This is a genomic window from Streptomyces sp. NPDC048290 (assembly GCF_040652095.1).
Classification (GTDB): domain Bacteria; phylum Actinomycetota; class Actinomycetes; order Streptomycetales; family Streptomycetaceae; genus Streptomyces.
In genome coordinates, this window is record NZ_JBEZLM010000002.1 from 334119 (window position 1) to 358858 (window position 24740).

The following is a 24740-nucleotide window of genomic DNA, read 5'->3' on the forward strand; positions in this document are numbered from 1 at the left end:
CTCAGCCAGCCGCCGCGCCACGGCGTCAGATCCCGGCCGCCGCCGCCAGATCCCGCTTCAGCGCCGCCAGCCGCTCCTCGGCCCGCGCCCGTGCCGCCGCCAGCCCGGTATGTCCGTCGACCGGCTCGACGACCTCCAGATAGCACTTCAGCTTGGGCTCGGTCCCGCTCGGGCGGACGATCACCCGCGCCCCGTCCAGCGTGTAGCGCAGCCCGTCCGTGGGCGGCAGCGCCGCCGTGCCCTCGCTCAGATCCTCCGCCCGGGTGATCGCCAGCCCCGCCAGCGCCGCCGGGGGCCGCTCGCGCAGCCGCCGCATGGCGTCCGCGATCACCGACAGGTCCCGCACCCGCACCGACAACTGGTCGGTGGCGTGCAGCCCGTGCTCGACGGCCAGGTCGTCCAGCAGGTCGAGCAGCGTCCGGCCGCTCTCCTTCAGCTCCGACGCCAGCTCGGTGACCAGCAGCGCGGCCGTGATGCCGTCCTTGTCGCGGACCCCGTCCGGGTCGACGCAGTAGCCGAGGGCCTCCTCGTAGCCGTAGCGCAGGCCCGGTACGCGGGCGATCCACTTGAAGCCGGTGAGGGTCTCCTCGTAGGGGAGTCCGGCCTTCTCGGCGATCCGGCCGAGCAGCGACGACGAGACGATCGACTCCGCGAACGTGCCGCGCGCCCCGCGCCGGACCAGATGGGCGGCGAGCAGCGCGCCCACCTCGTCGCCGCGCAGCATCCGCCAGCCGTCGTCGCCGACGGGTACGGCCACCGCGCAGCGGTCCGCGTCCGGGTCGTTGGCGATCACCAGATCGGGCCGGGTCTGGCGGGCCCGCGCGAAGGCGAGGTCCATCGCGCCCGGCTCCTCCGGGTTGGGGAACGCCACGGTGGGGAACGCGGGGTCCGGGTCGGCCTGCTCGGCGACCAGCACCGGCGCCGGGAACCCGGCCCGCGCGAACGCGGCCAGCAGGGTGTCCCGGCCGACCCCGTGCATCGCCGTGTAGACGGTCCGGGCGGTGCGCGCGGAGCCCGGCGCCAGCACGGCGTCCGTCCGGGCGAGATACGCCTGGAGCACCGAATCGTCCAGCGTCTCCCAGCCGCCCTCCGGACGCGGTACGTCGGCCAGCGCGGCGACCGCCTCGATCTCGGCGGCGATGTCCGCGTCCGCCGGGGGCACGATCTGCGAGCCCCCGCCCAGATACACCTTGTAGCCGTTGTCCCGGGGCGGGTTGTGGCTGGCGGTGACCTCCACACCCGCGACCGCGCCCAGATGCCGGACGGCGAAGGCGAGCACGGGCGTCGGCAGCGGACGGGGCAGTACGGCGGCCCGCAGTCCGGCGCCGGTCATCACGGCGGCGGTGTCCCGGGCGAAGTCGGCCGACTTGTAGCGGGCGTCGTAGCCGATGACGACGAGCCCGTCGCCCTGCCCCCGGGCCCGCAGATACCCGGCGAGTCCGGCGGCGGCGCGGATCACCACCGCGCGGTTCATCCGCATCGGACCGGCGCCCAGCTCACCGCGGAGCCCGGCGGTGCCGAACTGGAGGGTGCCGGAGAAGCGGTCGGCCAGCGCCTCGGTGTCCCCGGCGTCCAGCAGCGCGGCGAGTTCCGCGCGGGTGTCGGGGTCGGGGTCCTCGGCCAGCCACGCCTTGGCCCGTGCGGAAAGATCGTCGTGCACGTTCGGTCAGCCTCTCGTGATCGGACTCTGCTGGGGTGTGCGCCGACCGGTGCCGGCCGGTGCCGGACGCCGCCGGTCAGATCCTGCCGAGGACCTGCGTCAGCAGCGCGCCCATCCGGGCGGCCGAGTCCCGGCCGGCCTGGAGGACCTCCTCGTGGTTCAGCGGCTCGCCGGTCATGCCCGCGGCGAGATTGGTGACCAGCGAGATGCCCAGCACCTCGGCGCCCGCCTCGCGCGCCGCGATGGCCTCCAGCACCGTCGACATGCCCACCAGGTCGGCGCCGATCACCCGGGCCATCCGGATCTCGGCCGGCGTCTCGTAGTGCGGGCCGGGGAACTGCGCGTACACGCCCTCCTCCAGGGACGGGTCGATCTCCTTGCACAGGGCGCGCAGCCGCGGCGAGTAGAGATCGGTGAGGTCGACGAAGTTGGCGCCGACGATGGGGGAGGTGGCGGTGAGGTTGATGTGGTCGCTGATCAGCACCGGCTGACCGGGCCGCATACCCTCGCGCAGCCCGCCGCAGCCATTGGTCAGCACGACGGTCTTGCAGCCCGCGGCGACCGCGGTACGCACCCCGTGCGCCACGGCGGCCACGCCCCGGCCCTCGTAGTAATGGGTGCGGCCCAGGAAGACCAGGGCGCGCTTGTTCCCGACGGCGTACGAGCGGACCGTGCCGCCGTGGCCCGCGACGGCGGGCGGCGGGAACCCGGGCAGCTCGGTGACGGGGAACTCGGCGTCGGCGGCGCCGAGCGCGTCCACGGCCGGTGCCCAGCCGGAGCCCATCACGAGAGCGACGTCGTGGGACTCGGCGCCGGTCAGTTCGCGCAGCCGCGCGGCGGCGGCGTCGGCGGCGCGGTAGGGGTCGCCCTGGAGGTCGTCCGGAAGAAGAGATGCGTTCACGCGCATGAGGGTAGCCGGTCATGGCCTACGCGCGTAGATGACGGACCTCACGGTTCTGCGATCGTTGTCTTGTCGTTTCCCGTGAAGCGGCGGTGAGGGGCCGGGTCCCCGACCGGCGGGCGCGGCTCAGCAGGGCCGCTTGCGCAGCTCCATCACATAGTCGTGGGGCGCGCCCGCCGACTCCGCGGCGTCGGCGATCTCCCCGAGATAGCGGGCCGACGGCAGCCCGCCCTCGTAGGCGTTGAGGACATACGTCCAGGCTGCCGCCTCGCCCTCCAGGGTGTGTACCCGGACCCGCAGTCTGCGGTAGATGTCCAGGCCGAGACCCTCCCAGCGGTCCAGGGCCTCCTCGTCCATCGGCGCGATGTCGTAGAGCGCCACGAACACCTGGGCGAGCGGGTCCTCGACCAGCGTGGCGACGGAGCCCTCCCAGCCGAGGTGCTCGCCGCCGAAGGTCAGCCGCCAGCCGTTCAGCCACCCGGTGGCGCGCAGCGGCGAATGGGGGGCACGGCGGGACATCAGCCGCGCTTCGAGGTTGCTCGCGTAGGCGGCATAGAGCGACATGCGACGAGAGTACGGCAGCCGGAACGGCCGTCACTGCCGTCACGGGAGTCTCCACGGGGCCCCGGGGCGCGGGCACTCTGATGTGTGCGGGACAATGGGGTACGTGACTCGGATCGTGATCATCGGTGGCGGACCCGGCGGCTACGAAGCGGCTCTGGTGGCCGCGCAGCTCGGCGCGGAGGTGACCGTCGTCGACTGCGACGGTCTGGGCGGGGCGTCGGTGCTCACCGACTGCGTGCCGTCGAAGACGCTCATCGCGACGGCCGAGGTGATGACCACCTTCGACTCGTCGTACGAGGAGCTGGGGATCATCGTCGCCGACGACACCCCCCATCTGGAGCAGGCCGCCCGGGTGGTCGGGGTGGACCTCGGCAAGGTCAACCGGCGGGTGAAGCGCCTCGCGCTCGCCCAGTCGCACGACATCACCGCCTCCGTGACCCGCGCGGGCGCCCGGGTGCTGCGCGGACGCGGCCGTCTGGAGGGCATGCAGTCCCTCGACGGCTCCCGCAAGGTCGTGGTCCGGGCGGCGGACGGCAGCGAGGAGACGCTCACCGCGGACGCCGTGCTGATCGCCACCGGCGGTCACCCCCGCGAGCTGCCCGACGCCCAGCCGGACGGCGAGCGCATCCTGAACTGGACCCAGGTCTACGACCTGACCGAGCTGCCCGAGGAACTGATCGTGGTCGGCTCCGGTGTCACCGGCGCCGAGTTCGCCGGTGCCTACCAGGCGCTCGGCTCCGACGTCACCCTGGTCTCGTCCCGCGACCGGGTGCTGCCCGGCGAGGACCCGGACGCCGCCGCCGTCCTGGAGGACGTGTTCCGCCGCCGCGGGATGAATGTGATGGCCCGCTCCCGCGCCGCCTCCGCCAAGCGGGTCGGCGACCGGGTCGAGGTCACCCTCGCCGACGGCCGGGTGATCACCGGCTCGCACTGTCTGATGGCCGTCGGCGCCATCCCGAACTCCGCCGGGATGGGTCTGGAGGAGGCCGGGGTCAAGCTCACCGAGTCCGGGCACATCTGGACCGACAAGGTCTCCCGCACCAGCGCCCCGGGCGTCTACGCCGCCGGTGATGTCACCGGGATCTTCGCCCTCGCCTCGGTCGCCGCCATGCAGGGCCGTATCGCCATGTACCACTTCCTGGGCGACGCGGTGACCCCGCTCAACCTCAAGGCCGTCTCCTCCAATGTCTTCACCGACCCGGAGATCGCCACCGTCGGCTACACCCAGGCCGATGTGGACGCGGGCCGGATCGAGGCCGTCGTCGTCAAGCTGCCGCTGCTGCGCAACCCGCGCGCCAAGATGCAGGGCATCCGGGACGGCTTCGTGAAGCTCTTCTGCCGCCCCGGCACCGGCATCGTGGTCGGCGGTGTGGTCGTGGCGCCGCGCGCCTCGGAACTGATCCACCCCATCTCGATCGCCGTCGACAACAATCTGACCGTCGAACAGATCGCAAAGGCGTTCACCGTGTACCCGTCCCTCTCGGGTTCGATCGCCGAGGTGGCCCGGCAGCTGCACACCCGCAAGACCAGCGGCCAGGGCTGACGGCCGCCCCGACTCCCCACCGGTCACGGGGAGTTGCCGTCCGGCCGGGCCCGCGGGCCCGGCCCGGTCACCGGGCGTGGACCCCTATACCACCTTCAGTGGTCGCGTGCGAACAACTTCTGCTATTCGGCGCAAACTGCTGAAAGCAGACGGTCGTTGGGGTTACTGTCAGTTTCGTGTTCGCAGCAGAACGTCGCCAATTGATCCTCGAAATGGTGCGAGCAAACGGAGCGGTATCGCTCCGTGAGCTGGCCCGCGTCGTCCAGACCTCCGAAGTGACCGTACGGCGGGACGTGCGCGCACTGGAGGCAGAAGGACTCCTCGACCGCCGTCACGGCGGTGCGGTACTGCCGGGCGGATTCACGCGGGAATCCGGCTTTCCGCAGAAATCACATCTCGCGACCGCGGAGAAGACGGCCATCGCCGATCTCGCCGCGAGCTTCGTCGAAGAAGGCGAGGCGATCGTCGTCGGCGCCGGGACCACCACCCAGGAGCTGGCCCGCCGGCTCGCCCGGGTCCCCGGACTCACCGTCGTCACCAACTCACTGCTGGTCGCCCAGGCCCTCGCGCACGCCAACCGGGTCGAGGTCGTCATGACCGGCGGTACGCTCCGCGGCTCCAACTACGCCCTCGTCGGCTCCGGCGCCGAACAGTCCCTCCAGGGTCTGCGGGTCTCCCGTGCCTTCCTCTCCGGCAGCGGGCTCACCGCCGAACGCGGGCTGTCCACGTCCAACATGCTCTCCGCCTCCGTCGACCGGGCGCTGGTGCAGGCCGCCGCCGAGGTCGTGGTCCTCGCCGACCACACCAAGCTCGGCACCGACACCATGTTCCAGACCGTTCCCACCGATGTGATCACCCGGCTGGTCACCGACGAGCCCCCGGCCCATGACGACCGGGCGGCCACCGAGTTGCAGGCCCTCGCCGACCAGGGCGTCCAGATCGCCGTGGCGGGTACCCCGGGCGCCTCGGGCGGCCCGCCGGGAAGCACGGGGGGTGACGCCACACCGACCCGCCCGGCCCGCCGGGACATGCGTGACGTCCCCCTCCCGGGCCCCCGCAGGGGCGTCCCCGGCTCCACCTCCGCCCTGCGCGGCGCCGCCGCGGTGCTGGGCGAGCAGCCCCCGGGCCCGGAACGGGCCCGCGTCGCGGATCTGCGGCGCCGGTAGCACGCGCCGGTAGCACGCGCCGGTAGCACGGGAGCGGACCCGCGCGGCAGATCCGCCCGGGGACAACGGAAGGGGTCGGCCTGCTGGCCGACCCCTTCCGGTCATTCTCGGTCAATCTCAGTATCCGTTCGGCACCTTTTCAGTGCCTTCTCAGCGCCTTTCAGCGCCTTTCAGTGCCTGTGCAGCACCCGCTCGGTGCCTGCTCAGTCCTTGATCTCGCAGATCGTCGCGCCGGACGTCAGCGATCCGCCGACCTCCGCCGACAGGCCCTTGATGGTGCCGGACTTGTGGGCGTTCAGCGGCTGCTCCATCTTCATCGCCTCCAGGACGACGACCAGGTCGCCCTCCTTGACCTCCTGGCCCTCCTCGACGGCCACCTTCACGATGGTGCCCTGCATCGGGGAGGTGAGGGTGTCGCCGGAGGCCACGGGCCCGGACTTGCGGGCCGCCCGCCGCTTCGGCTTGGCGCCCGCCGCCAGCCCCGTACGGGCCAGGGACATGCCCAGCGACGCCGGGAGGGAGACCTCGAGGCGCTTGCCGCCGACCTCGACCACCACCGTCTCGCGGCTGGTGTCCTCGTCACTGTCGGTGTCGGCCGGAGCCGTGAAGGGCGCGATGTCATTGACGAACCCGGTCTCGATCCACCGGGTGTGGACCGTGAACGGGTCGGCGGAGCCGGTCAGCTCGGGGGCGAACGCCGGGTCGGTGACCACCTTGCGGTGGAACGGGATGGCCGTGGCCATGCCCTCGACCTGGAACTCGGCGAGCGCGCGGGCGGCCCGCTGGAGGGCCTGCTCCCGGGTGGCGCCGGTGACGATCAGCTTGGCCAGCAGGGAGTCCCAGGCCGGACCGATCACCGACCCGGACTCCACGCCCGCGTCCAGCCGGACGCCGGGGCCGGTCGGCGCGTCGAACCGGGTCACCGTGCCGGGCGCGGGCAGGAAGCCCCGGCCGGGGTCCTCGCCGTTGATCCGGAACTCGAAGGAATGGCCGCGCAGCTCCGGGTCCCCGTAGCCCAGCGCCTCGCCGTCGGCGATCCGGAACATCTCACGGACCAGGTCGATCCCGGCGACCTCCTCGGTGACCGGGTGCTCGACCTGGAGCCGGGTGTTGACCTCCAGGAAGGAGATGGTGCCGTCGTTGCCGACCAGGAACTCCACGGTCCCGGCGCCGACGTACCCGGCCTCCTTCAGGATCGCCTTCGACGCCGAGTACAGCTGGGCGACCTGGGCCTCCGAGAGGAACGGCGCCGGGGCCTCCTCGACCAGCTTCTGGTGGCGGCGCTGGAGCGAGCAGTCACGGGTGGAGACGACCACGACATTGCCGTGGGTGTCGGCCAGACACTGGGTCTCCACATGCCGGGGCTTGTCGAGGTAGCGCTCCACGAAGCACTCGCCCCGGCCGAACGCGGCGACCGCCTCGCGGACCGCCGACTCGTACAGCTCCGGGACCTCCTCCAGCGTCCGGGCGACCTTCAGACCGCGACCGCCACCGCCGAAGGCGGCCTTGATCGCGATCGGCAGCCCGTGCTCCTCGGCGAACGCCACGACCTCGTCCGATCCGGACACCGGGTCCGGCGTACCGGCGACCAGCGGGGCGCCGGCGCGCTGGGCGATGTGCCGGGCGGCCACCTTGTCGCCGAGGTCGCGGATGGCGTGCGGCGGCGGGCCGATCCAGGTCAGCCCGGCGTCCAGCACGGCCTGCGCGAACTCGGCGTTCTCCGAGAGGAAGCCGTAGCCGGGATGGATGGCGTCGGCGCCGGACTCGCGGGCGGCGGCCAGCACCTTCTGGATGTCGAGATAGCTGGTGGCCGGGGTGTCACCACCCAGGGCGAACGCCTCATCGGCGGCGCGGACATGGAGCGCGTCCCGGTCCGGCTCCGCGTAGACGGCCACGCTCGCGATCCCTGCGTCCCGGCAGGCTCGCGCCACGCGGACAGCGATTTCGCCACGGTTGGCGATGAGCACCTTGCGCACGATTGAGGCTCCCTCCTTGAAACAAGCCGAGTTTAGGGACAGCCGACACGACACTTCGACCCGTCCCCAATGGTGAGCTTGCCCACACGGAGCGTGATGCGAGGCTCGCTCCACCCGCGAAAGCCCTTGTCGCACCGTGGTACGCCGGGACCCTCCGTAAAACCCTAGCCCTCCTCTGTGGCCAAGGTCTCTGTCACCAGGTGCTGCGGGCCACTCGGTTTCTTTGTTGAGTCCCTACTAATGGCCCAATGATTCTTTGCCCTCCGTAGAACCCTTGTCCCGGGATTTACCCGTTAGTAGCCTGCGGGCTGTCTCGAACGTACTTGGGGTAACCCGGGTCGTGGTCGAACGACGCTCGGAAAGAGGGTGGGGACCGGTGATACGCAGGCCGGTGGCGTGGGTCGTGGCGGTGGTGCTGTTCGGCGAGGCGCTCGGTGTCGCCGCGCTCAACTGGTTCCTCGGGATGGTGGTCGACCGCCAGGACATGTCCCTGGCCGGGCTCGACCCGCAGCTGATGTCCGTGTCGTCGAAGACCGGCGGGATCGTCTTCGGCCTTTACTACGTCCTGTGCGGGCTGACCGCGCTGCGGGTCGCGCTGCGCGACCGGGCCCCGGCCCGCCCCGGCCGGGCCCTGCTGATCAGCGCGGCCGTGGTGCACGCCCTGCTGGGCGCGGTCACCTGGGGCCTGGTCGGCTGGCCCGCCTTCCTCTTCATGGTCCTGGTGTTCGCGCTGATCGTGCTCCTGCTGACGACCTACGACGGGCCGCGGCGGCGGGAGCCCGGGAATGCCCCGGTCAGCTCTCCGGCTGCGCCCACAACTCCGTGATCCCGACCCCGAGTTCGGCCAGCAGACGGCGGAGCAGGGGCAGGCTGATGCCGATCACATTGCCGTGGTCGCCGTCGATGCCCGCGATGAACGGCGCGGAGCGGCCGTCCAGGGTGAACGCCCCGGCGACGTGCAGCGGCTCGCCCGAGGCCACGTACGCGGCGATCTCCGCGTCCGTGGGCTCGCCGAAGCGGACCACGGTGGAGGCGGTGGCGGAGGCGTAGCGGCCGGTGGCCGTGTCGTAGACGCAGTGGCCGGTCTGGAGGGTCCCGGCGCGGCCCCGCATCGCCTTCCAGCGGGCGGTGGCCTCCTCGGCGTCGGCGGGCTTGCCGAGTGCCTGGCCGTCGAGGTCCAGCACCGAGTCGCAGCCGATCACGAGCGCGTTCCTCGCGTCGGGGCGGGCGGCCACCACGGACGCCTTCGCCTCGGCGAGGGCGAGTGCCAGTTCGGCGGGGGTGGGCGCGGTGACGGCGTCCTCGTCGACGCCGCTGACGATGACCTCCGGGGTCAGGCCGGCCTGGCGGAGCAGATTCAGCCGGGCGGGGGACTGGGAGGCGAGGATCAGACGGCGGGGGTGGTCGGTCATGCGGTCAGATTACGGGGTGTCGGGTGGGGTCAGGCGAGGCCGATCACGATCATCGCGACGACCATCGCCAGGGCCATGAGAACGCTGAGGCGCCGGAGCATCTCCTGGGTTTCGCGGAGTTCCTTGGGGGGTTTGTTCTCGGGGTCGGACCAGAGCATGCCACTAGCGTGGGGCTTGGGGGGTTGGGGGGCCTGAGTATGCGTACTCAAGTCGGTGCCCCCCGCTTTTGCGCCTGCTGTGGGGGGGGCTTTCGGTCGGATGGCGGGTGCGGGTTCGTTGTGGCTGGTCGCGCAGTTCCCCGCGCCCCTGGGGGGGGGGCCGGTGCGTTGTCGTGTGCGGGGCGGTGGGGCTGATTCGCGCAGTTCCCCGCGCCCCTAAAAGACGGGGGTGGCTGCTAGCTCGGCCAATAGGTGCGGGGCCATGCCGTGGGGCCTGGGTGGGGGACCCTGGTGGCTGCCAGGCGGGACGGGTCTGACCAGGAGTCGCGGGGGGTGAGGGGGCCGGGGGGCTGGGAGTCGGCTGCCAGGGCTCGGGCTCGGACCACCGCCAGGGTCGCTGCCAGTTCCTCCGGGGTGGGGTTGCCTCTTATGACCTTGATGGACATCACTGCGGGCTCCTGGGGCTAGAGGGGGATGTTGCCGTGCTTCTTCGGAGGCAGGGATGCCCGCTTCGTACGGAGCTGACGCAGACCGCGGACCACCTGGCCGCGGGTGTCCGACGGCATGATCACCGCGTCGATGTAGCCGCGCTCGGCCGCGATGTACGGGTTGAGGAGGGTGTCCTCGTACTCCCGCATCAGACGGGCGCGGGACGCTTCCGGGTCGTCGGACTCGGCGATCGTGCGGCGGTGCAGGATGTTGACCGCGCCCTGGGCGCCCATGACCGCGATCTGGGCGGTCGGCCAGGCCAGGTTGAGGTCGGCGCCCAGGTGCTTGGAGCCCATGACGTCGTAGGCGCCGCCGAACGCCTTGCGGGTGATGACCGTGATCAGCGGGACCGTCGCCTCCGCGTAGGCGTAGATCAGCTTGGCGCCGCGGCGGATGATGCCGTCGTGCTCCTGGTCCACGCCGGGCAGGAAGCCGGGGACGTCCACGAAGGTCAGCACGGGCACGTTGAAGGCGTCGCAGGTGCGGACGAAGCGGGCCGCCTTCTCGCTGGCCGTGATGTCCAGACAGCCCGCGAACTGCATCGGCTGGTTGGCCACGATCCCGACCGGGCGCCCCTCGACCCGGCCGTAGCCGGTGAGGATGTTCGGCGCGAACAGCGCCTGCGTCTCGAAGAACTCGGCGTCGTCGAGGACATGCTCGATGACGGTGTGCATGTCGTACGGCTGGTTGGCGCTGTCCGGGACGATCGTGTCCAGCTCGGCGTCCTCGTCGGTGCGGGTGAGGTCCGCCTCCTCCGGGAACGCGGGCGGCTCGGAGAGGTTGTTGGACGGCAGGTACGACAGCAGCTGCTTGACGTACTCGATGGCGTCCTTCTCGTCGCCCGCCATGTGGTGGGCCACCCCGGACGCGGTGTTGTGGGTGCGGGCGCCGCCCAGCTCCTCGAAGCCGACGTCCTCGCCCGTCACCGTCTTGATGACGTCGGGGCCGGTGATGAACATGTGCGAGGTCTGGTCCACCATCACCGTGAAGTCGGTGATCGCCGGGGAGTACACCGCGCCGCCCGCGCACGGGCCGACGACCAGGCTGATCTGCGGGATCACCCCGGAGGCATGGGTGTTGCGGCGGAAGATCTCGCCGTACGCGCCGAGTGAGGCCACGCCCTCCTGGATACGGGCGCCCCCGGAGTCGTTGATGCCGATGACCGGGCAGCCGGTCTTCAGCGCGAAGTCCATCACCTTGACGATCTTCTGGCCGTAGACCTCGCCGAGCGCCCCGCCGAAGACCGTGAAGTCCTGGGAGAAGACGGCCACCGGCCGTCCGTCGACCGTGCCGTAACCGGTCACCACGCCGTCCCCGTACGGGCGGTTGTGCTCCAGGCCGAAGTTGGTCGAGCGGTGCCGGGCGAACTCGTCCAGCTCGACGAACGACCCCTCGTCCAGCAGCAGCCCGATCCGCTCACGCGCCGTCAGTTTTCCCTTGGCGTGCTGCTTCTCGACCGCGCGTTCCGAACCGGCGTGCGTCGCCTCCTGGACGCGGCGCTGGAGATCCGCGAGCTTCCCCGCGGTCGTGTGCGTGTCGATCTCTTCCGGCTCGGACATCGGGATGCGGCTCCCTGCCTGCTCAAAAGGGGGGACGGTTACTCATCCGTAGAGTAGTGCGGGGCCCCGCGTTCGGCAGTGCGGCGTTTCCCACACCCGGCGTGCCTTGCGGATCACACCCGGCAGCGGTCGTCCGGCGCGAACCGTACGCCCCGCCGACCCTAGGGTTGGTCGTATGACGCCGCGAGACGAAGACCCCGCCGGCCGCTGGGCCGATCTGGACCGGCCGCCCCTGAACGCCACCGCCCTGCGCCGGGCCCTGCTGCGGGACGGCGGGCTCTGGCGCGAGCTGGAGGTCGTGCAGCGCACCGGCTCCACCAACTCCGACCTCGTCGCGCGGTCCGTGGGCGGCAAGGCGGCGGACGGCACCGTACTGATCGCCGAGGAGCAGACCGCCGCGCGCGGGCGGCTCGACCGGCGGTGGACCGCGCCGCCCCGCTCGGGCCTGTTCCTGTCCGTGCTGCTGGAGCCCGCCGGTGTCCCCGTCGCCCGCTGGGGCTGGCTCCCGCTGCTGACCGGCGTGGCCGTCGCCACCGCCCTGTCCCGCACCGCCGGGGTCGACACGGCACTCAAGTGGCCCAATGACCTCCTGGTGACCGTGGACGGCCAGGAGCGCAAGGCGGGCGGCATCCTGCTGGAGCGCGCCGGGGACCGCGCGGTGGTCATCGGCGCCGGGATCAACGTCAGCCTGCGCGCGGACGAACTCCCCGTCCCCACCGCCGCCTCCCTGGCCCTCGCCGGGGCCGCCGTCACCGACCGCGACCCCCTGCTCAGAGCGGTGCTGCGGTCCCTGGAGGAGTGGTACCGGCGCTGGCTCGCGGCCGGTGGCGACCCGGTGGCCAGCGGCCTCCAGGAGACCTACGCGGCGGGCTGCGCCACCCTCGGCCGGACCGTCCGGGCGGAACTGCCGGGCGACCGGTCGATCACCGGGGAGGCGGTGGCCCTGGACGGCGACGGACGGCTGGTGATCGCCACCGCCGAGGGCGTGCAGGAGCCGGTCGGGGCGGGGGACGTGGTCCATCTGAGGCCGGTGTGAACGGGCAGGTCCGGCTGCCGGTACGGACACCGGGAGCGGCGAGGGCGTCCGCCGCGGCCCCGCCGTGCCCCACCATGGCGGCACGTCCGAGAACGGAGTGACCTGGCCCACAGCTACCGTAAAGTTGTGGCCGGTCGATCCTGACCGCGGCAGATCGGAAGGGCAGCAGGCGTGACCGTCGACGACACCGGCTCCGGCATGGGTCGTAACCCAGCGCCCGACGGCACCGAACCGGGGGACGACCCCCTGGCGCTCCGGCTGGAGCAGCTCATCCTGGGCGCCGAGCGGCGCTACACCCCCTTCCAGGCGGCCCGCAGCGCCGGGGTCTCCATGGAACTGGCCTCGCGCTTCTGGCGTGCCATGGGCTTCGCCGACATCGGCCAGGCCAAGGCGCTCACCGAGGCCGACGTCCTCGCGCTGCGGCGGCTGGCCGGTCTGGTGGAGGCGGGGCTGCTCAGCGAGGCGATGGCGGTGCAGGTGGCGCGGTCCACCGGGCAGACCAGCGCCCGGCTGGCCGAATGGCAGATCGACTCCTTCCTGGAGGGCCTGACCGAGCCGCCGGAGCCCGGCATGACCCGTACCGAGGTCACCTATCCGCTGATGGAGCTGCTGCTGCCGGAGCTGGAGGAGTTCCTCGTCTATGTCTGGCGGCGCCAGCTCGCCGCCGCGACCGGCCGGGTGGTGCAGGCCGCCGACGACCAGGAGATGGTCGACCGCAGGCTCGCCGTCGGCTTCGCCGACCTGGTGGGCTTCACCCGCCTCACCCGCCGGCTGGAGGAGGAGGAACTCGGCGAGCTGGTCGAGGCGTTCGAGACCACCGCCGCCGACCTGGTCGCCGCGCACGGCGGACGGCTGATCAAGACCCTCGGCGACGAGGTCCTGTACGCCGCCGACGACTCCGCGGTGGCCGCCGAGATCGCGCTGCGGCTGATCGAGACCATGTCCGGCGACGAGACCATGCCGGAACTGCGGGTCGGCATCGCCTTCGGCACGGTGACGACCCGGATGGGCGATGTCTTCGGCACCACCGTGAACCTCGCCTCCCGGCTGACCTCGATAGCGCCCCGGGACGCCGTCCTGGTCGACAGCGCCTTCGCCGAGGAGCTGATCCGCACCGGCGAGGCCCCCGCCTCGGAGTCCGAGGCCGCCGAACGGGCCGCCGCCGCGGAGAAGGAGGGCGAGCCGCCCCCGGCATACCGCTTCGCGCTCCAGCCGATGTGGCAGCGCCCGGTGCGCGGCCTCGGCGTGGTGGAACCGTGGCTCCTGACCCGCCGGGACGGCGACCGGCCGTAGGACGGCGCCGGAGCGCCTCCGGCGGTGGTGCCCGACGTCCTCCCGACCGGGTGGCCGCGCGCGCCGGGCCCTGCTCTCGCCGGTCGGTGAGGGCGGTCGGGCGCCGGGTGTCGGAGCGCCCTCCTGGCTCGGTGGCCGCGCTCGGCGCGCCCCGCTCCGGTCGGTCGGCGGGGGCGGCCGGCCGCTGTCGGGGTGGTCCGGGCGGCCGGCACGTCAGCCCAGGAGGCCGCCCAGGCACAGGTTCAGCAGCGGGACGCACAGCCCCGGGTCGTCGTCCTCCTCGGCCGGGGGTGTGGTGGACGGTGGCGGTGGCGCGGGTGGGGTACGGGGCGGGGTCGCCGTGGGGGACGGGCGGGGCGCGGGCGGGGTGGAGGGCTGGGGCGTGCCGGGAGCCGGTGCGGTGCCGGGCGTGCCGCCGGGGTCCGCGGCGCGCGGTGAGGCCGGGCCGCTCTCGGTGACCTTGCCGCCGGTCGGCGGGGCGGTCTCCGGGGAGGCGGCGGTGGCCCGGGTGGCGCGGGCGGAGCGGGTGACGGACGGGTCGGGACCGGGCCAGGCGTGCGGCGCGTCCGGGGCCGCGGTCCCGGGACCGGCCTGCACGGTACGCGGCGCGCCGGGACCGGTCCCGCCCTCGGGCGGTACGAGGCTCAGGGCGCCGACCGCGAGGACCAGCCCGGCGACGGTCGGCACGAGCCCGCGCGGACGCGGGCGGCGGTGCCGTCCGGTCGGGTACAGGGGCCAGAGCCGCAGCCCCCCGGCCGCGCCGTCGGCCGTCCGACCGCCGGATGTGTCCGTCTCCGTCATGGGTCCCCTCCCCGGTGTGCGCCGCGCGACCCCCCGGTACGGCGTGGCGGTGGGCACGCTATGCGCTCGTGTGGGTGAAGGGACGGGAGTCGGCCGGGATGTCACCCGAACGGGGTGCGGGGCGCTGCCGCGCGGGTTTTGGGCGGGTCTTTCCCCGGTGTGGCCCCGGCTGCGATGATCGGCGGCGTTGGTGTTAACCCGCGTTAACCGGAGGGTGTCATGGGCGGCGAGGAGCGGTTCGGGGAGCACGTGGCGGTACGGCGGCCCGGGGACGGGCAGGTCGCTGAGCTGGTGCTCGACCGGCCGCGCGCGATGAACGCGGTGTCGACCGAGCTGGGCGGGTCGCTGGCGCGGGCCTGCGCGGCGCTCGGCGCGGACCGGGACGTGCGGGTGGTGGTGCTGACCTCGACCAGCGAGCGGGCGTTCTGCGTGGGGGCGGATCTGAAGGAGCGCAACGGGCTGAGCGACGCCGAGCTGGTACGGCGGCGCCCGGTGTCCCGGTCCGCGTACACCGGGGTGCTGGAGCTGCCGATGCCGACGGTGGCGGCGGTGCACGGGTTCGCGCTGGGCGGCGGGTTCGAGCTGGCGCTGTCCTGCGATGTGATCGTGGCCGACGGGACGGCGGTGGTGGGGCTGCCGGAGGTGACGGTCGGGGTGATCCCGGGCGGCGGGGGGACGCAGTTGCTGCCCCGCCGGGTGGGGGCGGCGCGGGCGGCGGAGCTGATCTTCACGGGGCGGCGGGTCGAGGCGGCGGAGGCGCGGGAGCTGGGGCTGGTGGATGTGCTGGTGGAGAACGGGCGGGACCGGGAGGAGGCGATGGGGCTGGCCGCCCGGATCGCCGCGAACTCTCCTGTGGGGGTGCGGGCGGCGAAGCGGGCGCTTCGGGTGGGGTACGGGTTGGACCTGCGGTCCGGGCTTGAGGTGGAGGACGCGGCGTGGCGGACGGTGGCGGTGTCCGGGGACCGGGCGGAGGGGGTGGCGGCGTTCGTGGAGAAACGGCGGGCGGTGTGGCCGGGGGAGTGACGGGGGAGTGCCGGGGGCGGTGCCGGTGTGGTGCCGGGTGCGGGTTGGTGGGGGCTGGTCGCGCAGTTCCTCCCCCAGAGGGGGGACCCCCAGCGCCCCTAAAAGAAGCGGCGTCCGGTGTGGCCCGGGGAGTGACGGGTGCGGGCCGGTGGGGCTGATTCGCGCAGTTCCCCGCGCCCCTGGAAGCGAAGGGCGAGGGCGATCCCCTGGTTTTTAGGGGCGCGGGGAACTGCGCGATCAGCCCCCACCGGGCCGCACCCGGCCATGCACAACAACCCATACCCTCCCTAATCTGGACGAATGGCAGAGGACATCCGGCTGGCCGCCGTGGTCGCCCTGGCACAGGCCATGGCCGCGGCCACCACCCCGCGACAGACCTGGCACGCCGCGGCGACCGGCGCCCGCCGGGCCCTCGGCGGCGGCTTCGCCGCCCTGTCCCTGTGGGAGCGCGAACTCGGCCGCCTCCGCGTCCTGGTCAACGTCGGAGACGACCTCGCGGCGGACGAGGAGGAGTTCCCGGACTACGAGGCGTACCCCGTCCACCAGTTCCCGGAGATCACCGAGTTCCTGCATGAGCGCTGGGCGGGCGGCGGCGGTCCCAACGCCTGGGTGGAGACCGCCGACGGTCCCGCCGCCGGCCGCCCCGGCTATCTCCATCAGCGGGTCGCCGCCCTGCGCCGCCGGGGTCGCGGCTGCTGTGTCGTCGCCCCCGTCGTCCTGCACGGCCGGGCGTGGGGCGAGCTGTATGTCGCCCGCCCGGTCGGCGCCCCCGTGTTCGACCGCGCGGACGCCGAGTTCGCCACCGTCCTCGCCTCCGTCGTGGCCGCGGGGCTCGCCCAGACCGAGCGGCTGGAGGAGGCCCGCAGGCTGGCGTTCACCGACTCGCTCACCGGTCTCGCCAACCGCCGCTGTGTCGACACCCGGCTCGACGAGGCGATCGAGCGCCATCGCCGCGAGGACACCGTCGTCAGCCTGGTCGTCTGCGACCTCAACGGGCTCAAGAAGGTCAACGACACCCAGGGGCACGCCGTCGGCGACCGGCTCCTGGAGCGCTTCGGGACGGTGCTCTCGCTGTGCGGCGCGATGCTCCCCGGCGCGCTCGCCGCCCGGCTCGGCGGCGACGAGTTCTGTCTGCTGGCGGTCGGCCCCCCGGCCGACGACGTGGTGCGGGTCGCCGAGGAACTGTGCCGCCGCGCCGCCGGACTGGAACTGGGCGAGGGCGTGGCCTGCGGGGTGGCGTCCACCGAGGACGCCATCGGCCCGGTCCGTTCCGCCCGCCGGCTCTTCCGGCTCGCGGACGCCGCCCAGTACCGGGCCAAGGCGGTCCGCGCCGACCGGCCGGTGGTCGCCGGACGCGAGGGCCCGGACGACCCCGTCGTACGGCTCGCCGACGCGCCCTCCGAGCGGCCCGCCGGTGAGCGCCGGCGCTTCCGGGGCCGTCAGGACACCGCCGCGGACCGGTAAGGGGCGAACCCGGTCGCCACTGGTGACATCTTCGAATTCACTGCGTACGCTCCTGAATATGGATATGCACACTGTGGTGGTGGGGACGTCGGGTACGACCGCGTCCGACGTGCTCGCCGTGGCGCGCGGCGGCGCCCGGGTGGCGCTCTCCGACGAGGCGGTCGACGCCCTCACGGCGGCCCGGACGGTCGTCGAAGCGCTGGCCGCCAAGCCCGAACCGGTCTACGGGGTCTCCACCGGCTTCGGCGCGCTGGCCACCCGGCACATCGGCCAGGACCTGCGCACCCGGCTCCAGCGCAACATCGTCCGCTCGCACGCCGCCGGGATGGGCCCGAAGGTGGAGCGGGAGGTCGTCCGGGCGCTGATGTTCCTGCGGCTGAAGACCGTCTGCTCGGGCCACACCGGGGTCCGCCCCGAGGTGGCGCGGACCATGGCCGATCTGCTCAACGCCCGCATCACCCCGGTCGTGCATGAATACGGCTCCCTGGGCTGCTCCGGCGACCTCGCCCCGCTGTCCCACTGCGCGCTCACCCTGATGGGGGAGGGCGAGGCGGAGGGCCCCGACGGCACCGTACGCCCCGCCGCCGAACTGCTCGCCGCGCACGGGATCGCCCCCGTCGAACTCCGCGAGAAGGAGGGCCTCGCCCTCCTCAACGGCACCGACGGAATGCTCGGCATGTTGCTGATGGCGCTCGCCGACCTCGACGCCCTCTACACCGCCGCCGACATCACCGCCGCGCTCTCCCTGGAGGCGCTGCTCGGCACCGACAAGGTGCTCGCCCCCGAACTGCACGCCATCCGCCCGCACCCCGGGCAGGCGGCCAGCGCCGCCAACATGCTCGCCGTGCTGAAGGGGTCCGGACTCACCGGCCATCACCAGGACGACGCCCCCCGTGTCCAGGACGCGTACTCGGTGCGCTGTGCCCCGCAGGTCGCCGGGGCGGGCCGGGACACCCTCGCGCACGCCCGGCTGGTCGCGGAGCGCGAACTGGCCGCCGCCGTGGACAACCCGGTGGTTCTGAGGGACGGCAGGGTCGAGTCCAACGGCAACTTCCATGGCGCCCCGGTCGGCTATGTCCTGGACTTCCTCGCCATCGCCGTCGCCGACCTCGCCTCCATCGCCGAGCGCCGCACCGACCGGCTGCTCGACAAGAACCGCAGCCATGGGCTGCCGCCGTTCCTCGCCGACGACCCCGGTGTCGACTCCGGGCTGATGATCGCCCAGTACACCCAGGCCGCCCTGGTCAGCGAGTTGAAGCGGCTGGCCGTACCCGCCTCGGCGGACTCCGTCCCGTCCTCCGCGATGCAGGAGGACCATGTCTCCATGGGCTGGTCAGCCGCCCGCAAGCTGCGCACCGCCGTCGACAATCTGACCCGGGTCCTCGCCGTCGAGCTGTACGCCGCCACCCGCGCCGTCGAACTCCGCACCGGCCTCACCCCGGCCCCGGCGACCCGCGCGATCATCGACGCGGCCCGCGCGGCGGGCGTCGGCGGCCCCGGCCCGGACCGCTTCCTCGCCCCCGACCTCGCCGCGGCGGACACGTTCGTCCGGGACGGCGCGCTGGTCGCGGCGGCGCAGACGGTCACCGGCCCGCTCCACTGACGGCAACGGAAAGGGCCCTCCGGCGGGGGAGGGCCCTTTCCACACGTGTGTCTTCTACTTCAGCTTGGCGACCTGCGCCTCGAGGACCGCGGCCGGGACCTCGCCCAGATCCCCGGTGCCCAGCGACGCCAGGTTCACGGTGTAGAACGTGGCGATCGTGTTCCCCTTGCGGACGACCTCCGTCTCGAAGGTCGCGGTGCCCTCGCCGTCCATGTCCACGCCCATGGTGAACGCCAGCGACTCGTCACCCAGGTCGGCGCCCTCGGTGGCGGCGACCTCGGTGAACTTCGTGGTCTCGCCCTCGGCCGTCATGGTGAAGCCCCCGGCGCACGCCTTCACCCCGTCGGAGAGGGACTTCATGGCCTGCCCGGCGCCGTCGCCCTCGTAGGACGAAAGGCCCACGAAGGTCATCGCCATGTCGAAGGCGGACTCGATGCTGTCCTCGGTCAGCTCCGTCGCCGCCGGGTCGGGCGACTGCTGCTCCTCGGTGAGCACATTGCCCGCGCCCGCGTCCGTGTCGCCCGGCGGGAGCGCGGCGGTGGCCCACATCAGCGGCTCGCACTCGGCCTTGCTGATCTTCGCGTCGGACTTGGCGGCGAGCGCGGTCTCCTCACCCGTATCGGCGGAGTAGCCCTTGACCTCGCCCGTCGTCAGCAGCAGCTTCTCCAGCTCCGCCGCGCTCAGCGCCTTGCCCGAGGAGCCGGAGGACCCAGAGGACCCAGAGGACTCGGACGAGCTGGAGGAACCGTTCTCCTTCGCCCCCTCGGCGTCCGTGGATCCCCCGTCGGAGTCCGAGCAGCCGGTGATGAGGGCCAGCGACAGCGCGCCCGCGGCGAGCGTGGCGCTCAGCCGCGCCCTCGATGTTCTGTTCATGAGCGGACTATGAAGAACGGGTCAAAGGAACGTCAAATCCAATACGCCAGATCCGCGTCGAGCCCAGTTCCCATACCGGTCCAAGACAGGTCCCCTACAGGTCCAGAACGTCAGATCCGCGGCGAATACAGCCGGTCGCGCCGGACCGAATACACCACGAATCCCGCCCCCACCGTCAGAAACAGCGTGCCCCCGACGACATACGGGGTGCTGTCGAAGCTGCCGGTGTCGGCCAGCTCGATGCCGCCCCCGGCCGGGTCGGTGCCGGTGGTGGCGGTCGGGTCGGAGGTGATCGTGGCGATCCTGGCCTGGGTGGTCGGGGTGGTCGCGGGAGTGCCGCCCCTGAGGGGCTCGTCGTCCGTCGCGTTCGCGGAGGGGACGAACCAGAGGGCCCCCAGCAGGGCTCCCGCGGCGGTGGCGGTCAGCAGCGGACGGCGGGCGGATGACACGGAATATCGATCCCCTTGTGATGCTGGCGAATTGGCCGTGTGGGGCGATGTTAGTGAAAGGCGCGGGTCACGGGAAAGTCACGGGAGCCGCTGGCCGTACGCTCCGACCATGAGCACACCAGAGACATCACGATTTGTACGGCTTCGGGTGGACCTCGTCCTGGAGGTGGAGGATGCCGCCGCGGTGACCGGAGCCGCGCTGGCCAGGGTCGCGGGCGACGCGGACCTGCCGCCCGCGGAGCGGTCGCACGCGGAGGCCGCTGTGAGCGAGGACACAGCGGAGGCGCTGGCGTACCTCGTGGACCCCTTCGACCTCGTCGGCGAGGTGCCCGGGGTCGAGCTGCACCAGGCGTCCTGGAGCAGCGAGCAGATCGACTACGACCCGGACTCGCCGGAGTGGGACGCCGACGCCGACGACGAGGACGCCGACGACGACGAGGGGTACCGGCTGTACGGCTCCGGCGGTGAGGGAGCCGTGGACGGAGCCGCGGGCGGTGTGGCCTCGCTCCGGGCGGTCCCTCAGTAGCCGCCCCCGACCCCCCTCCCGACCCCGCCCCTGAGTCCCCGGCAAAGTCCGGGTAAAAGGCCGCGGGTTCCAGTGCCCCGGACGGGAACCGCCGTCCGGGGTTTCGTCGTCTCACCCTGCGCACGGACCGACTTGCGTCACCCCTGTCGCGCACGCGCGCGCGGACGTGGTGCGCCCCACACCGCCCAGGCATGGGGAACGGGATGATCCGGTCGTAGCGTTGATGGTTGTGGACGGGGACTCTCGGGGTACTTCGCGGTACCGGGGATTCGGCAGTGATGGAGAAGCGTGTGATGACGAACAGCAAGCGGCGCAGGGGCCTCGCGGTCGCGTCCGCTCTGCTCGGCGGTGTGCTGGTGCTCTCTGCGTGTTCCGGCGGCGGGGACGACGGAGCCTCCTCCGGTGACGGGGGCGGGGCCAGCGCGCAGGCCAAGGTCGACGAGGCGGCGGCGCAGAAGACCTCCGAGGCCCAGATCAAGATCACGCCGAAGGACGGCTCGGCCAACGCCTCCATCAACAACTCCGCCGCGGTCACGGTCAGCAAGGGCACGCTCACCGAGGTCACCATGACCACCGCCGACGGGGCGGCGGTCGAGGGCGAGATATCCGCGGACAAGACGAGCTGGAAGCCCACCGGTCAGCTGGAGCGCTCCACCACCTACAAGGTCCAGGTCACCGCCACGGACGCGGACGGCCGCGCGGCCCACGAGAACGCCTCCTTCACCACGGTCTCCCCGGACAACAGCTTCATCGGCACCTTCACCCCGGAGGACGGTTCCACGGTCGGGGTGGGTATGCCGGTCTCGATCAATTTCGACAAGGCGATCACCAACAAGGCCGAGGTCCAGCAGGGCATCACGGTCAGCACCAGCAGCGGCCAGGAGGTCGTCTGCCACTGGTTCAACGCCAACCGCATGGACTGCCGCCCCGACGAGTACTGGCAGGAGAACTCCACCGTCACCCTGAAGCTGGCGCTCGACGGTGTCGAGGGCGCCGACGGGGTCTACGGCGTCCAGCAGAAGACGGTCTCCTTCACCATCGGCCGCAACCAGGTCTCGATCGTCGACGCCAACACCAAGCAGATGAAGGTCATGCAGGACGGCAAGGTCGTCAAGACCATCCCGATCTCCGCGGGCGCCCCCGAGAACAAGACCTACGAAGGCCAGATGGTGATCTCCGAGAAGTTCAAGGAGACCCGGATGAACGGCGCCACGGTCGGCTTCACCGACGACGACGGCAAGGGCGAGTACGACATCAAGGACGTCCCGCACGCCATGCGCCTGTCGACCTCCGGCACCTTCATCCACGGCAACTACTGGGGCGCCAAGTCCATCTTCGGCAGCGTCAACACCAGCCACGGCTGTGTCGGCCTCTCCGACACCAAGGGCGCCAACGACTCCGGCACCCCGGGCGCCTGGTTCTTCGACAACTCGATCGTCGGTGACGTCGTGGTCGTCCAGAACACCGGCGACAAGACCATCGCCCCGGACAACGGCCTGAACGGCTGGAACATGGACTGGACCCAGTGGAAGGCGGGTTCGGCGGTCTGACGCCGGATCACCACCGCCCCGGCCGTCCTCCGTACGGCTCCGAGTGCCGCCCCCCGTCCGACGGGGGGCGGCACTCTTTTGCCCGTGCTGTACGCGCTTCTCATGGTCCTCTTATCCCGGCCTTATTCCGCCATCACGCTGCCTCCCTACTTTGCGGCGCATGTTCTTCACCTATCTGAGGCGCGAACTGCGCCGCCGCAGGAAGGCGGCCCTTGTCGTCGCCTCCGGACTGGCGCTGGGAATCGCGCTGGTCATCGTGGTCAGCTCCGTGTCGTCCGGCATGGGCAAGGCCCAGGACAAGGTGCTCGAATCCCTCTACGGGCTCGGCACCGACATGACGGTCACCAAGGCCGTCGAACAGCCCACCGGGGAGGACGCCGAACGGCCGCGCTTCCAGTTCGACGCGGGCGAGGAAGGAGCCGGGGAGCAGAGCAGCGACCGGGTCATGGTGCAGGGCTTCCAGACCCTCGCCGCGTCCACCGTCGACAAGGTCGGCCGGCAGAAGGGGGTCTCCGGCGCGGTCGGCGGGCTGAGCCTCCAGGTCATGAAGGTCAACGGGGAGTTCACCCGGGGCGAGGTCCAGCCGCAGGAGGGCGCCGCGCCGACGGCTCCCGGTGAGGGCGGCGGAGGCGGCGGGGGCCGGGTCGAGGGCGGCGGCGCCGAGTTCGACGTCAACAGCTACTCCGTCTACGGCACGGACGTCGGGCAGCTCGGGCTGGGCCCGCTGACCACCTCGAAGATCACCAGCGGCCGTGGCTTCGCGTCCGGCGACACCGATGCCAAGGTGGCCGTCGCCGACTCCGCCTACGCCCAGGAGAACGACCTCAAGGTCGGCTCCGAGGTCACCATCAAGGAGGTGAAGTACGACGTCGTCGGTATCGCCACCGCCGACAGCGGCGACTCCACCGCCGATCTCTACCTCCCGCTGAAGCAGGCGCAGACGCTCAGCGACTCCGCCGACAAGATCACCACGATCTATGTCCAGGCGGCCGACTCCCAGCAGATCGACGCCGTGAAGTCGCAGATCCAGAAGAACATCGCGGGGACGACGGTGACGACCTCCGCGGATCTCGCCGACACCGTGTCCGGGTCGCTGTCCACGGCGGCGGACCTGGCGACCAAGGTCGGCACCTGGCTGTCCATCGCCGTACTGATCGCCGCGTTCCTGGTGGCGGGGCTGCTGACGTCGTCGGCGGTGTCACGGCGGGTGCGGGAGTTCGGCACGCTGAAGGCGCTCGGCTGGAAGTCCGGGCGGGTGACCCGGCAGGTGGTCGGCGAGGCCGTGGTCAACGGGCTGGTCGGCGGGGCGCTGGGCATCGCGGTCGGACTGGCGGGCGCGTACGCGGTGACCGCGGTGTCGCCGACCCTCCAGGCGGAGCTGGGCGGCGGCACGGAGGCCGCGGGGCCCGGCGGGGGCGGCCGGATGATGATGACCGGCGGCCCGTCCGCGTCCCGCACGCTCGATGTCGCCCTGACCGCGCCGGTGTCCGTGACGACGATCCTGCTGGCGGTGGGCCTCGCGGTGACGGGCGGCCTGATCGCGGGCGCGTTCGGCGGCTGGCGAGCCTCCCGCCTCCGCCCAGCAGACGCGTTGCGCCGCGTGGAGTAGCCCCCCCTTGGCAGCGGGGGCCGAGCTGTCCAGGGGCGCGGGGAACCGCGCACGGCACAGGAGCTTGCGCAGGATTCTCACGCAGGCGAGCAGCAACGTTTTCAGGGGCGCGGGGAACCGCGCACAGCACAGGAGCCTGCCCAGGATTCTCACGCGGCCGAGCAGCAACGTTTCAGGGGCGCGGGGAACCGCGCACGGCACAGGAGCCTGCTCAGGAATCTCACTCAGGCGGACAGCAACGCCCTGCTTTTCAGGGGCGCTGGGGGTCCCCCCTCTGGGGGAGGAACTGCGCGACCAGCCCCCCGAACCCGCACCCGAACCACCCAGGAGCCACCCACATGTACGAACTACGCGCCGTCACCAAGACATACCAGCGCGGCAAGCAATCCATAGACGCCCTCGCCGAAGTCGACCTCACCATCCCCGACGGGGACCGTCTCGTCATCCAGGGCCCCACCGGCGGCGGCAAGTCCACCCTCCTCCAGATGCTCGGCGGCCTGGACCGCCCCACCTCCGGCGAGGTCGTCCTCGACGGCACCGACCTCGCCCGCCTCCCCGAGGCCCGCCTCACCCGCGTCCGCAGCGAAAGCATCGGCTTCGTCTTCCAGAGCTTCAACCTCATCCCCACCCTCAACGCCCAGGAGAACGTCGAGACCGCGCTCGTCCCGCTCGGCGTCAAGGCCAAGGACCGCGCCGAACGCGCCGCCGAGGCACTGGACTCGGTCGGACTCGGTGAACGCCTCGGACATCTCCCCGGCGAGATGTCCGGCGGCCAGCAGCAGCGCGTCGCCATCGCCCGCGCCCTGGTCAAACGCCCCAAGGTGCTGCTGGCCGACGAACCCACCGGCAACCTCGACGAGTCGATGCGCGACGAGATCATGGACGTACTGGAGACCCTGTGGAAGGAGCACGGGCTGACCTTCGTCATGGTCACCCATGACTCCGCGATCGCCCGCAAGGCCCCCCGGGTCGCGACCCTGCGCAAGGGCAGGATCACCGTCGCCGAGAACCGCCACACCTGACCGGCCCTCCCGGGACGGGACGGCACGACACATCGCCGCAACACATGTGCCCCACAGGAGACT

General features: G+C 72.3%; 23 protein-coding genes. 12 read left to right on the forward strand and 11 right to left on the reverse strand.

The window, feature by feature from the left end:
* Positions 1–25: 25 nt before the first annotated feature.
* The 3 genes from AB0D49_RS03755 to AB0D49_RS03765 all read right to left on the reverse strand — a co-directional run bounded on the left by AB0D49_RS03755 (position 26) and on the right by AB0D49_RS03765 (position 3125).
* Positions 26–1660, reverse strand: a complete 1635-nt coding sequence (locus AB0D49_RS03755; RefSeq protein ID WP_362750109.1) for a phospho-sugar mutase — start codon at positions 1658–1660, stop codon at positions 26–28.
* A 76-nt stretch (positions 1661–1736) separates the two neighbouring features.
* A complete protein-coding gene (locus AB0D49_RS03760) occupies positions 1737–2561 on the reverse strand; it encodes a purine-nucleoside phosphorylase (RefSeq protein WP_362750112.1) in 825 nt (274 codons plus the stop codon).
* Positions 2562–2687: 126 nt separating this feature from the next.
* Positions 2688–3125: a gamma-glutamylcyclotransferase gene (locus tag AB0D49_RS03765; protein WP_362750115.1), complete on the reverse strand. Its 438-nt coding sequence runs from the start codon at positions 3123–3125 to the stop codon at positions 2688–2690.
* 94 nt (positions 3126–3219) lie between these two features.
* Here AB0D49_RS03765 and AB0D49_RS03770 point away from each other — a divergent pair, with 94 nt between their 5' ends.
* Both AB0D49_RS03770 and AB0D49_RS03775 read left to right on the forward strand, forming a co-directional pair.
* A complete protein-coding gene (locus tag AB0D49_RS03770; RefSeq protein ID WP_362750118.1) occupies positions 3220–4668 on the forward strand; it encodes an NAD(P)H-quinone dehydrogenase in 1449 nt (482 codons plus the stop codon).
* Between the two features lie 176 nt (positions 4669–4844).
* Complete coding sequence (locus AB0D49_RS03775) at positions 4845–5834, forward strand: DeoR/GlpR family DNA-binding transcription regulator (protein WP_362750121.1); 990 nt, start codon at positions 4845–4847, stop codon at positions 5832–5834.
* 203 nt (positions 5835–6037) lie between these two features.
* Here AB0D49_RS03775 and AB0D49_RS03780 read toward each other — a convergent pair whose 3' ends face one another.
* Complete coding sequence (locus AB0D49_RS03780) at positions 6038–7810, reverse strand: biotin carboxylase N-terminal domain-containing protein (protein ID WP_362750124.1); 1773 nt, start codon at positions 7808–7810, stop codon at positions 6038–6040.
* 376 nt (positions 7811–8186) lie between these two features.
* Here AB0D49_RS03780 and AB0D49_RS03785 point away from each other — a divergent pair, with 376 nt between their 5' ends.
* The gene (locus tag AB0D49_RS03785) at positions 8187–8636 is read left to right on the forward strand and encodes a hypothetical protein (RefSeq protein WP_362750127.1); all 450 of its coding nucleotides are present in this window, start codon (positions 8187–8189) and stop codon (positions 8634–8636) included.
* Here AB0D49_RS03785 and AB0D49_RS03790 read toward each other — a convergent pair.
* From AB0D49_RS03790 to AB0D49_RS03805, 4 genes are all read right to left on the reverse strand, one after another.
* On the reverse strand, positions 8605–9222 hold the full coding sequence (locus AB0D49_RS03790; RefSeq protein WP_362750129.1) for a nucleoside triphosphate pyrophosphatase: 618 nt from the start codon (positions 9220–9222) through the stop codon (positions 8605–8607). The two genes, AB0D49_RS03785 and AB0D49_RS03790, sit on opposite strands and share 32 nt — an antisense overlap.
* Positions 9223–9251: 29 nt before the next feature.
* Positions 9252–9380, reverse strand: coding sequence for a hypothetical protein (locus tag AB0D49_RS03795; protein ID WP_362750131.1), 129 nt, complete (start codon positions 9378–9380; stop codon positions 9252–9254).
* Positions 9381–9616: 236 nt separating this feature from the next.
* On the reverse strand, positions 9617–9826 hold the full coding sequence (locus AB0D49_RS03800; protein WP_362750133.1) for an acyl-CoA carboxylase subunit epsilon: 210 nt from the start codon (positions 9824–9826) through the stop codon (positions 9617–9619).
* 18 nt (positions 9827–9844) lie between these two features.
* Positions 9845–11428, reverse strand: coding sequence for an acyl-CoA carboxylase subunit beta (locus AB0D49_RS03805; protein WP_362750136.1), 1584 nt, complete (start codon positions 11426–11428; stop codon positions 9845–9847).
* Positions 11429–11603: 175 nt separating this feature from the next.
* Between AB0D49_RS03805 and AB0D49_RS03810 the strand changes: the two genes are divergently transcribed.
* Positions 11604–12464 carry a biotin--[acetyl-CoA-carboxylase] ligase gene (locus AB0D49_RS03810; RefSeq protein ID WP_362750139.1) on the forward strand — a complete coding sequence of 287 codons (861 nt, stop codon included), beginning with the start codon at positions 11604–11606 and terminating at the stop codon, positions 12462–12464.
* Positions 12465–12635: 171 nt separating this feature from the next.
* Positions 12636–13757, forward strand: coding sequence for an adenylate/guanylate cyclase domain-containing protein (locus AB0D49_RS03815; RefSeq protein ID WP_362750142.1), 1122 nt, complete (start codon positions 12636–12638; stop codon positions 13755–13757).
* 213 nt (positions 13758–13970) lie between these two features.
* Here AB0D49_RS03815 and AB0D49_RS03820 read toward each other — a convergent pair whose 3' ends face one another.
* Complete coding sequence (locus AB0D49_RS03820; RefSeq protein WP_362750145.1) at positions 13971–14558, reverse strand: hypothetical protein; 588 nt, start codon at positions 14556–14558, stop codon at positions 13971–13973.
* A gap of 219 nt (positions 14559–14777) precedes the next feature.
* On the opposite strand from AB0D49_RS03820, the gene AB0D49_RS03825 reads away from it, so the two are divergent.
* The 3 genes from AB0D49_RS03825 to hutH all read left to right on the forward strand — a co-directional run bounded on the left by AB0D49_RS03825 (position 14778) and on the right by hutH (position 18648).
* Positions 14778–15581: an enoyl-CoA hydratase-related protein gene (locus AB0D49_RS03825; protein WP_362750148.1), complete on the forward strand. Its 804-nt coding sequence runs from the start codon at positions 14778–14780 to the stop codon at positions 15579–15581.
* A gap of 300 nt (positions 15582–15881) precedes the next feature.
* The gene (locus AB0D49_RS03830; RefSeq protein ID WP_362750151.1) at positions 15882–17045 is read left to right on the forward strand and encodes a diguanylate cyclase; all 1164 of its coding nucleotides are present in this window, start codon (positions 15882–15884) and stop codon (positions 17043–17045) included.
* 64 nt (positions 17046–17109) lie between these two features.
* Complete coding sequence (hutH, locus tag AB0D49_RS03835; RefSeq protein ID WP_362750761.1) at positions 17110–18648, forward strand: histidine ammonia-lyase; 1539 nt, start codon at positions 17110–17112, stop codon at positions 18646–18648.
* Between the two features lie 54 nt (positions 18649–18702).
* Here the strand turns inward: hutH and AB0D49_RS03840 are convergent, their stop codons facing one another.
* Together AB0D49_RS03840 and AB0D49_RS03845 are read right to left on the reverse strand one after the other, a co-directional pair.
* Positions 18703–19521 (reverse strand): hypothetical protein, encoded by an 819-nt coding sequence (locus AB0D49_RS03840; protein ID WP_362750154.1) that lies wholly within the window; start codon positions 19519–19521, stop codon positions 18703–18705.
* A gap of 110 nt (positions 19522–19631) precedes the next feature.
* Positions 19632–19970 (reverse strand): hypothetical protein, encoded by a 339-nt coding sequence (locus tag AB0D49_RS03845; RefSeq protein ID WP_362750157.1) that lies wholly within the window; start codon positions 19968–19970, stop codon positions 19632–19634.
* A gap of 109 nt (positions 19971–20079) precedes the next feature.
* Here AB0D49_RS03845 and AB0D49_RS03850 point away from each other — a divergent pair, with 109 nt between their 5' ends.
* The 4 genes from AB0D49_RS03850 to AB0D49_RS03865 all read left to right on the forward strand — a co-directional run bounded on the left by AB0D49_RS03850 (position 20080) and on the right by AB0D49_RS03865 (position 24677).
* Positions 20080–20496 carry a hypothetical protein gene (locus AB0D49_RS03850; protein ID WP_362750160.1) on the forward strand — a complete coding sequence of 139 codons (417 nt, stop codon included), beginning with the start codon at positions 20080–20082 and terminating at the stop codon, positions 20494–20496.
* A gap of 293 nt (positions 20497–20789) precedes the next feature.
* On the forward strand, positions 20790–22046 hold the full coding sequence (locus tag AB0D49_RS03855) for an Ig-like domain-containing protein (protein WP_362750163.1): 1257 nt from the start codon (positions 20790–20792) through the stop codon (positions 22044–22046).
* Between the two features lie 160 nt (positions 22047–22206).
* Positions 22207–23655, forward strand: a complete 1449-nt coding sequence (locus AB0D49_RS03860) for an ABC transporter permease (protein WP_362750166.1) — start codon at positions 22207–22209, stop codon at positions 23653–23655.
* A gap of 338 nt (positions 23656–23993) precedes the next feature.
* Positions 23994–24677, forward strand: coding sequence for an ABC transporter ATP-binding protein (locus tag AB0D49_RS03865; RefSeq protein WP_362750169.1), 684 nt, complete (start codon positions 23994–23996; stop codon positions 24675–24677).
* The last annotated feature ends 63 nt before the right edge of the window (positions 24678–24740 follow it).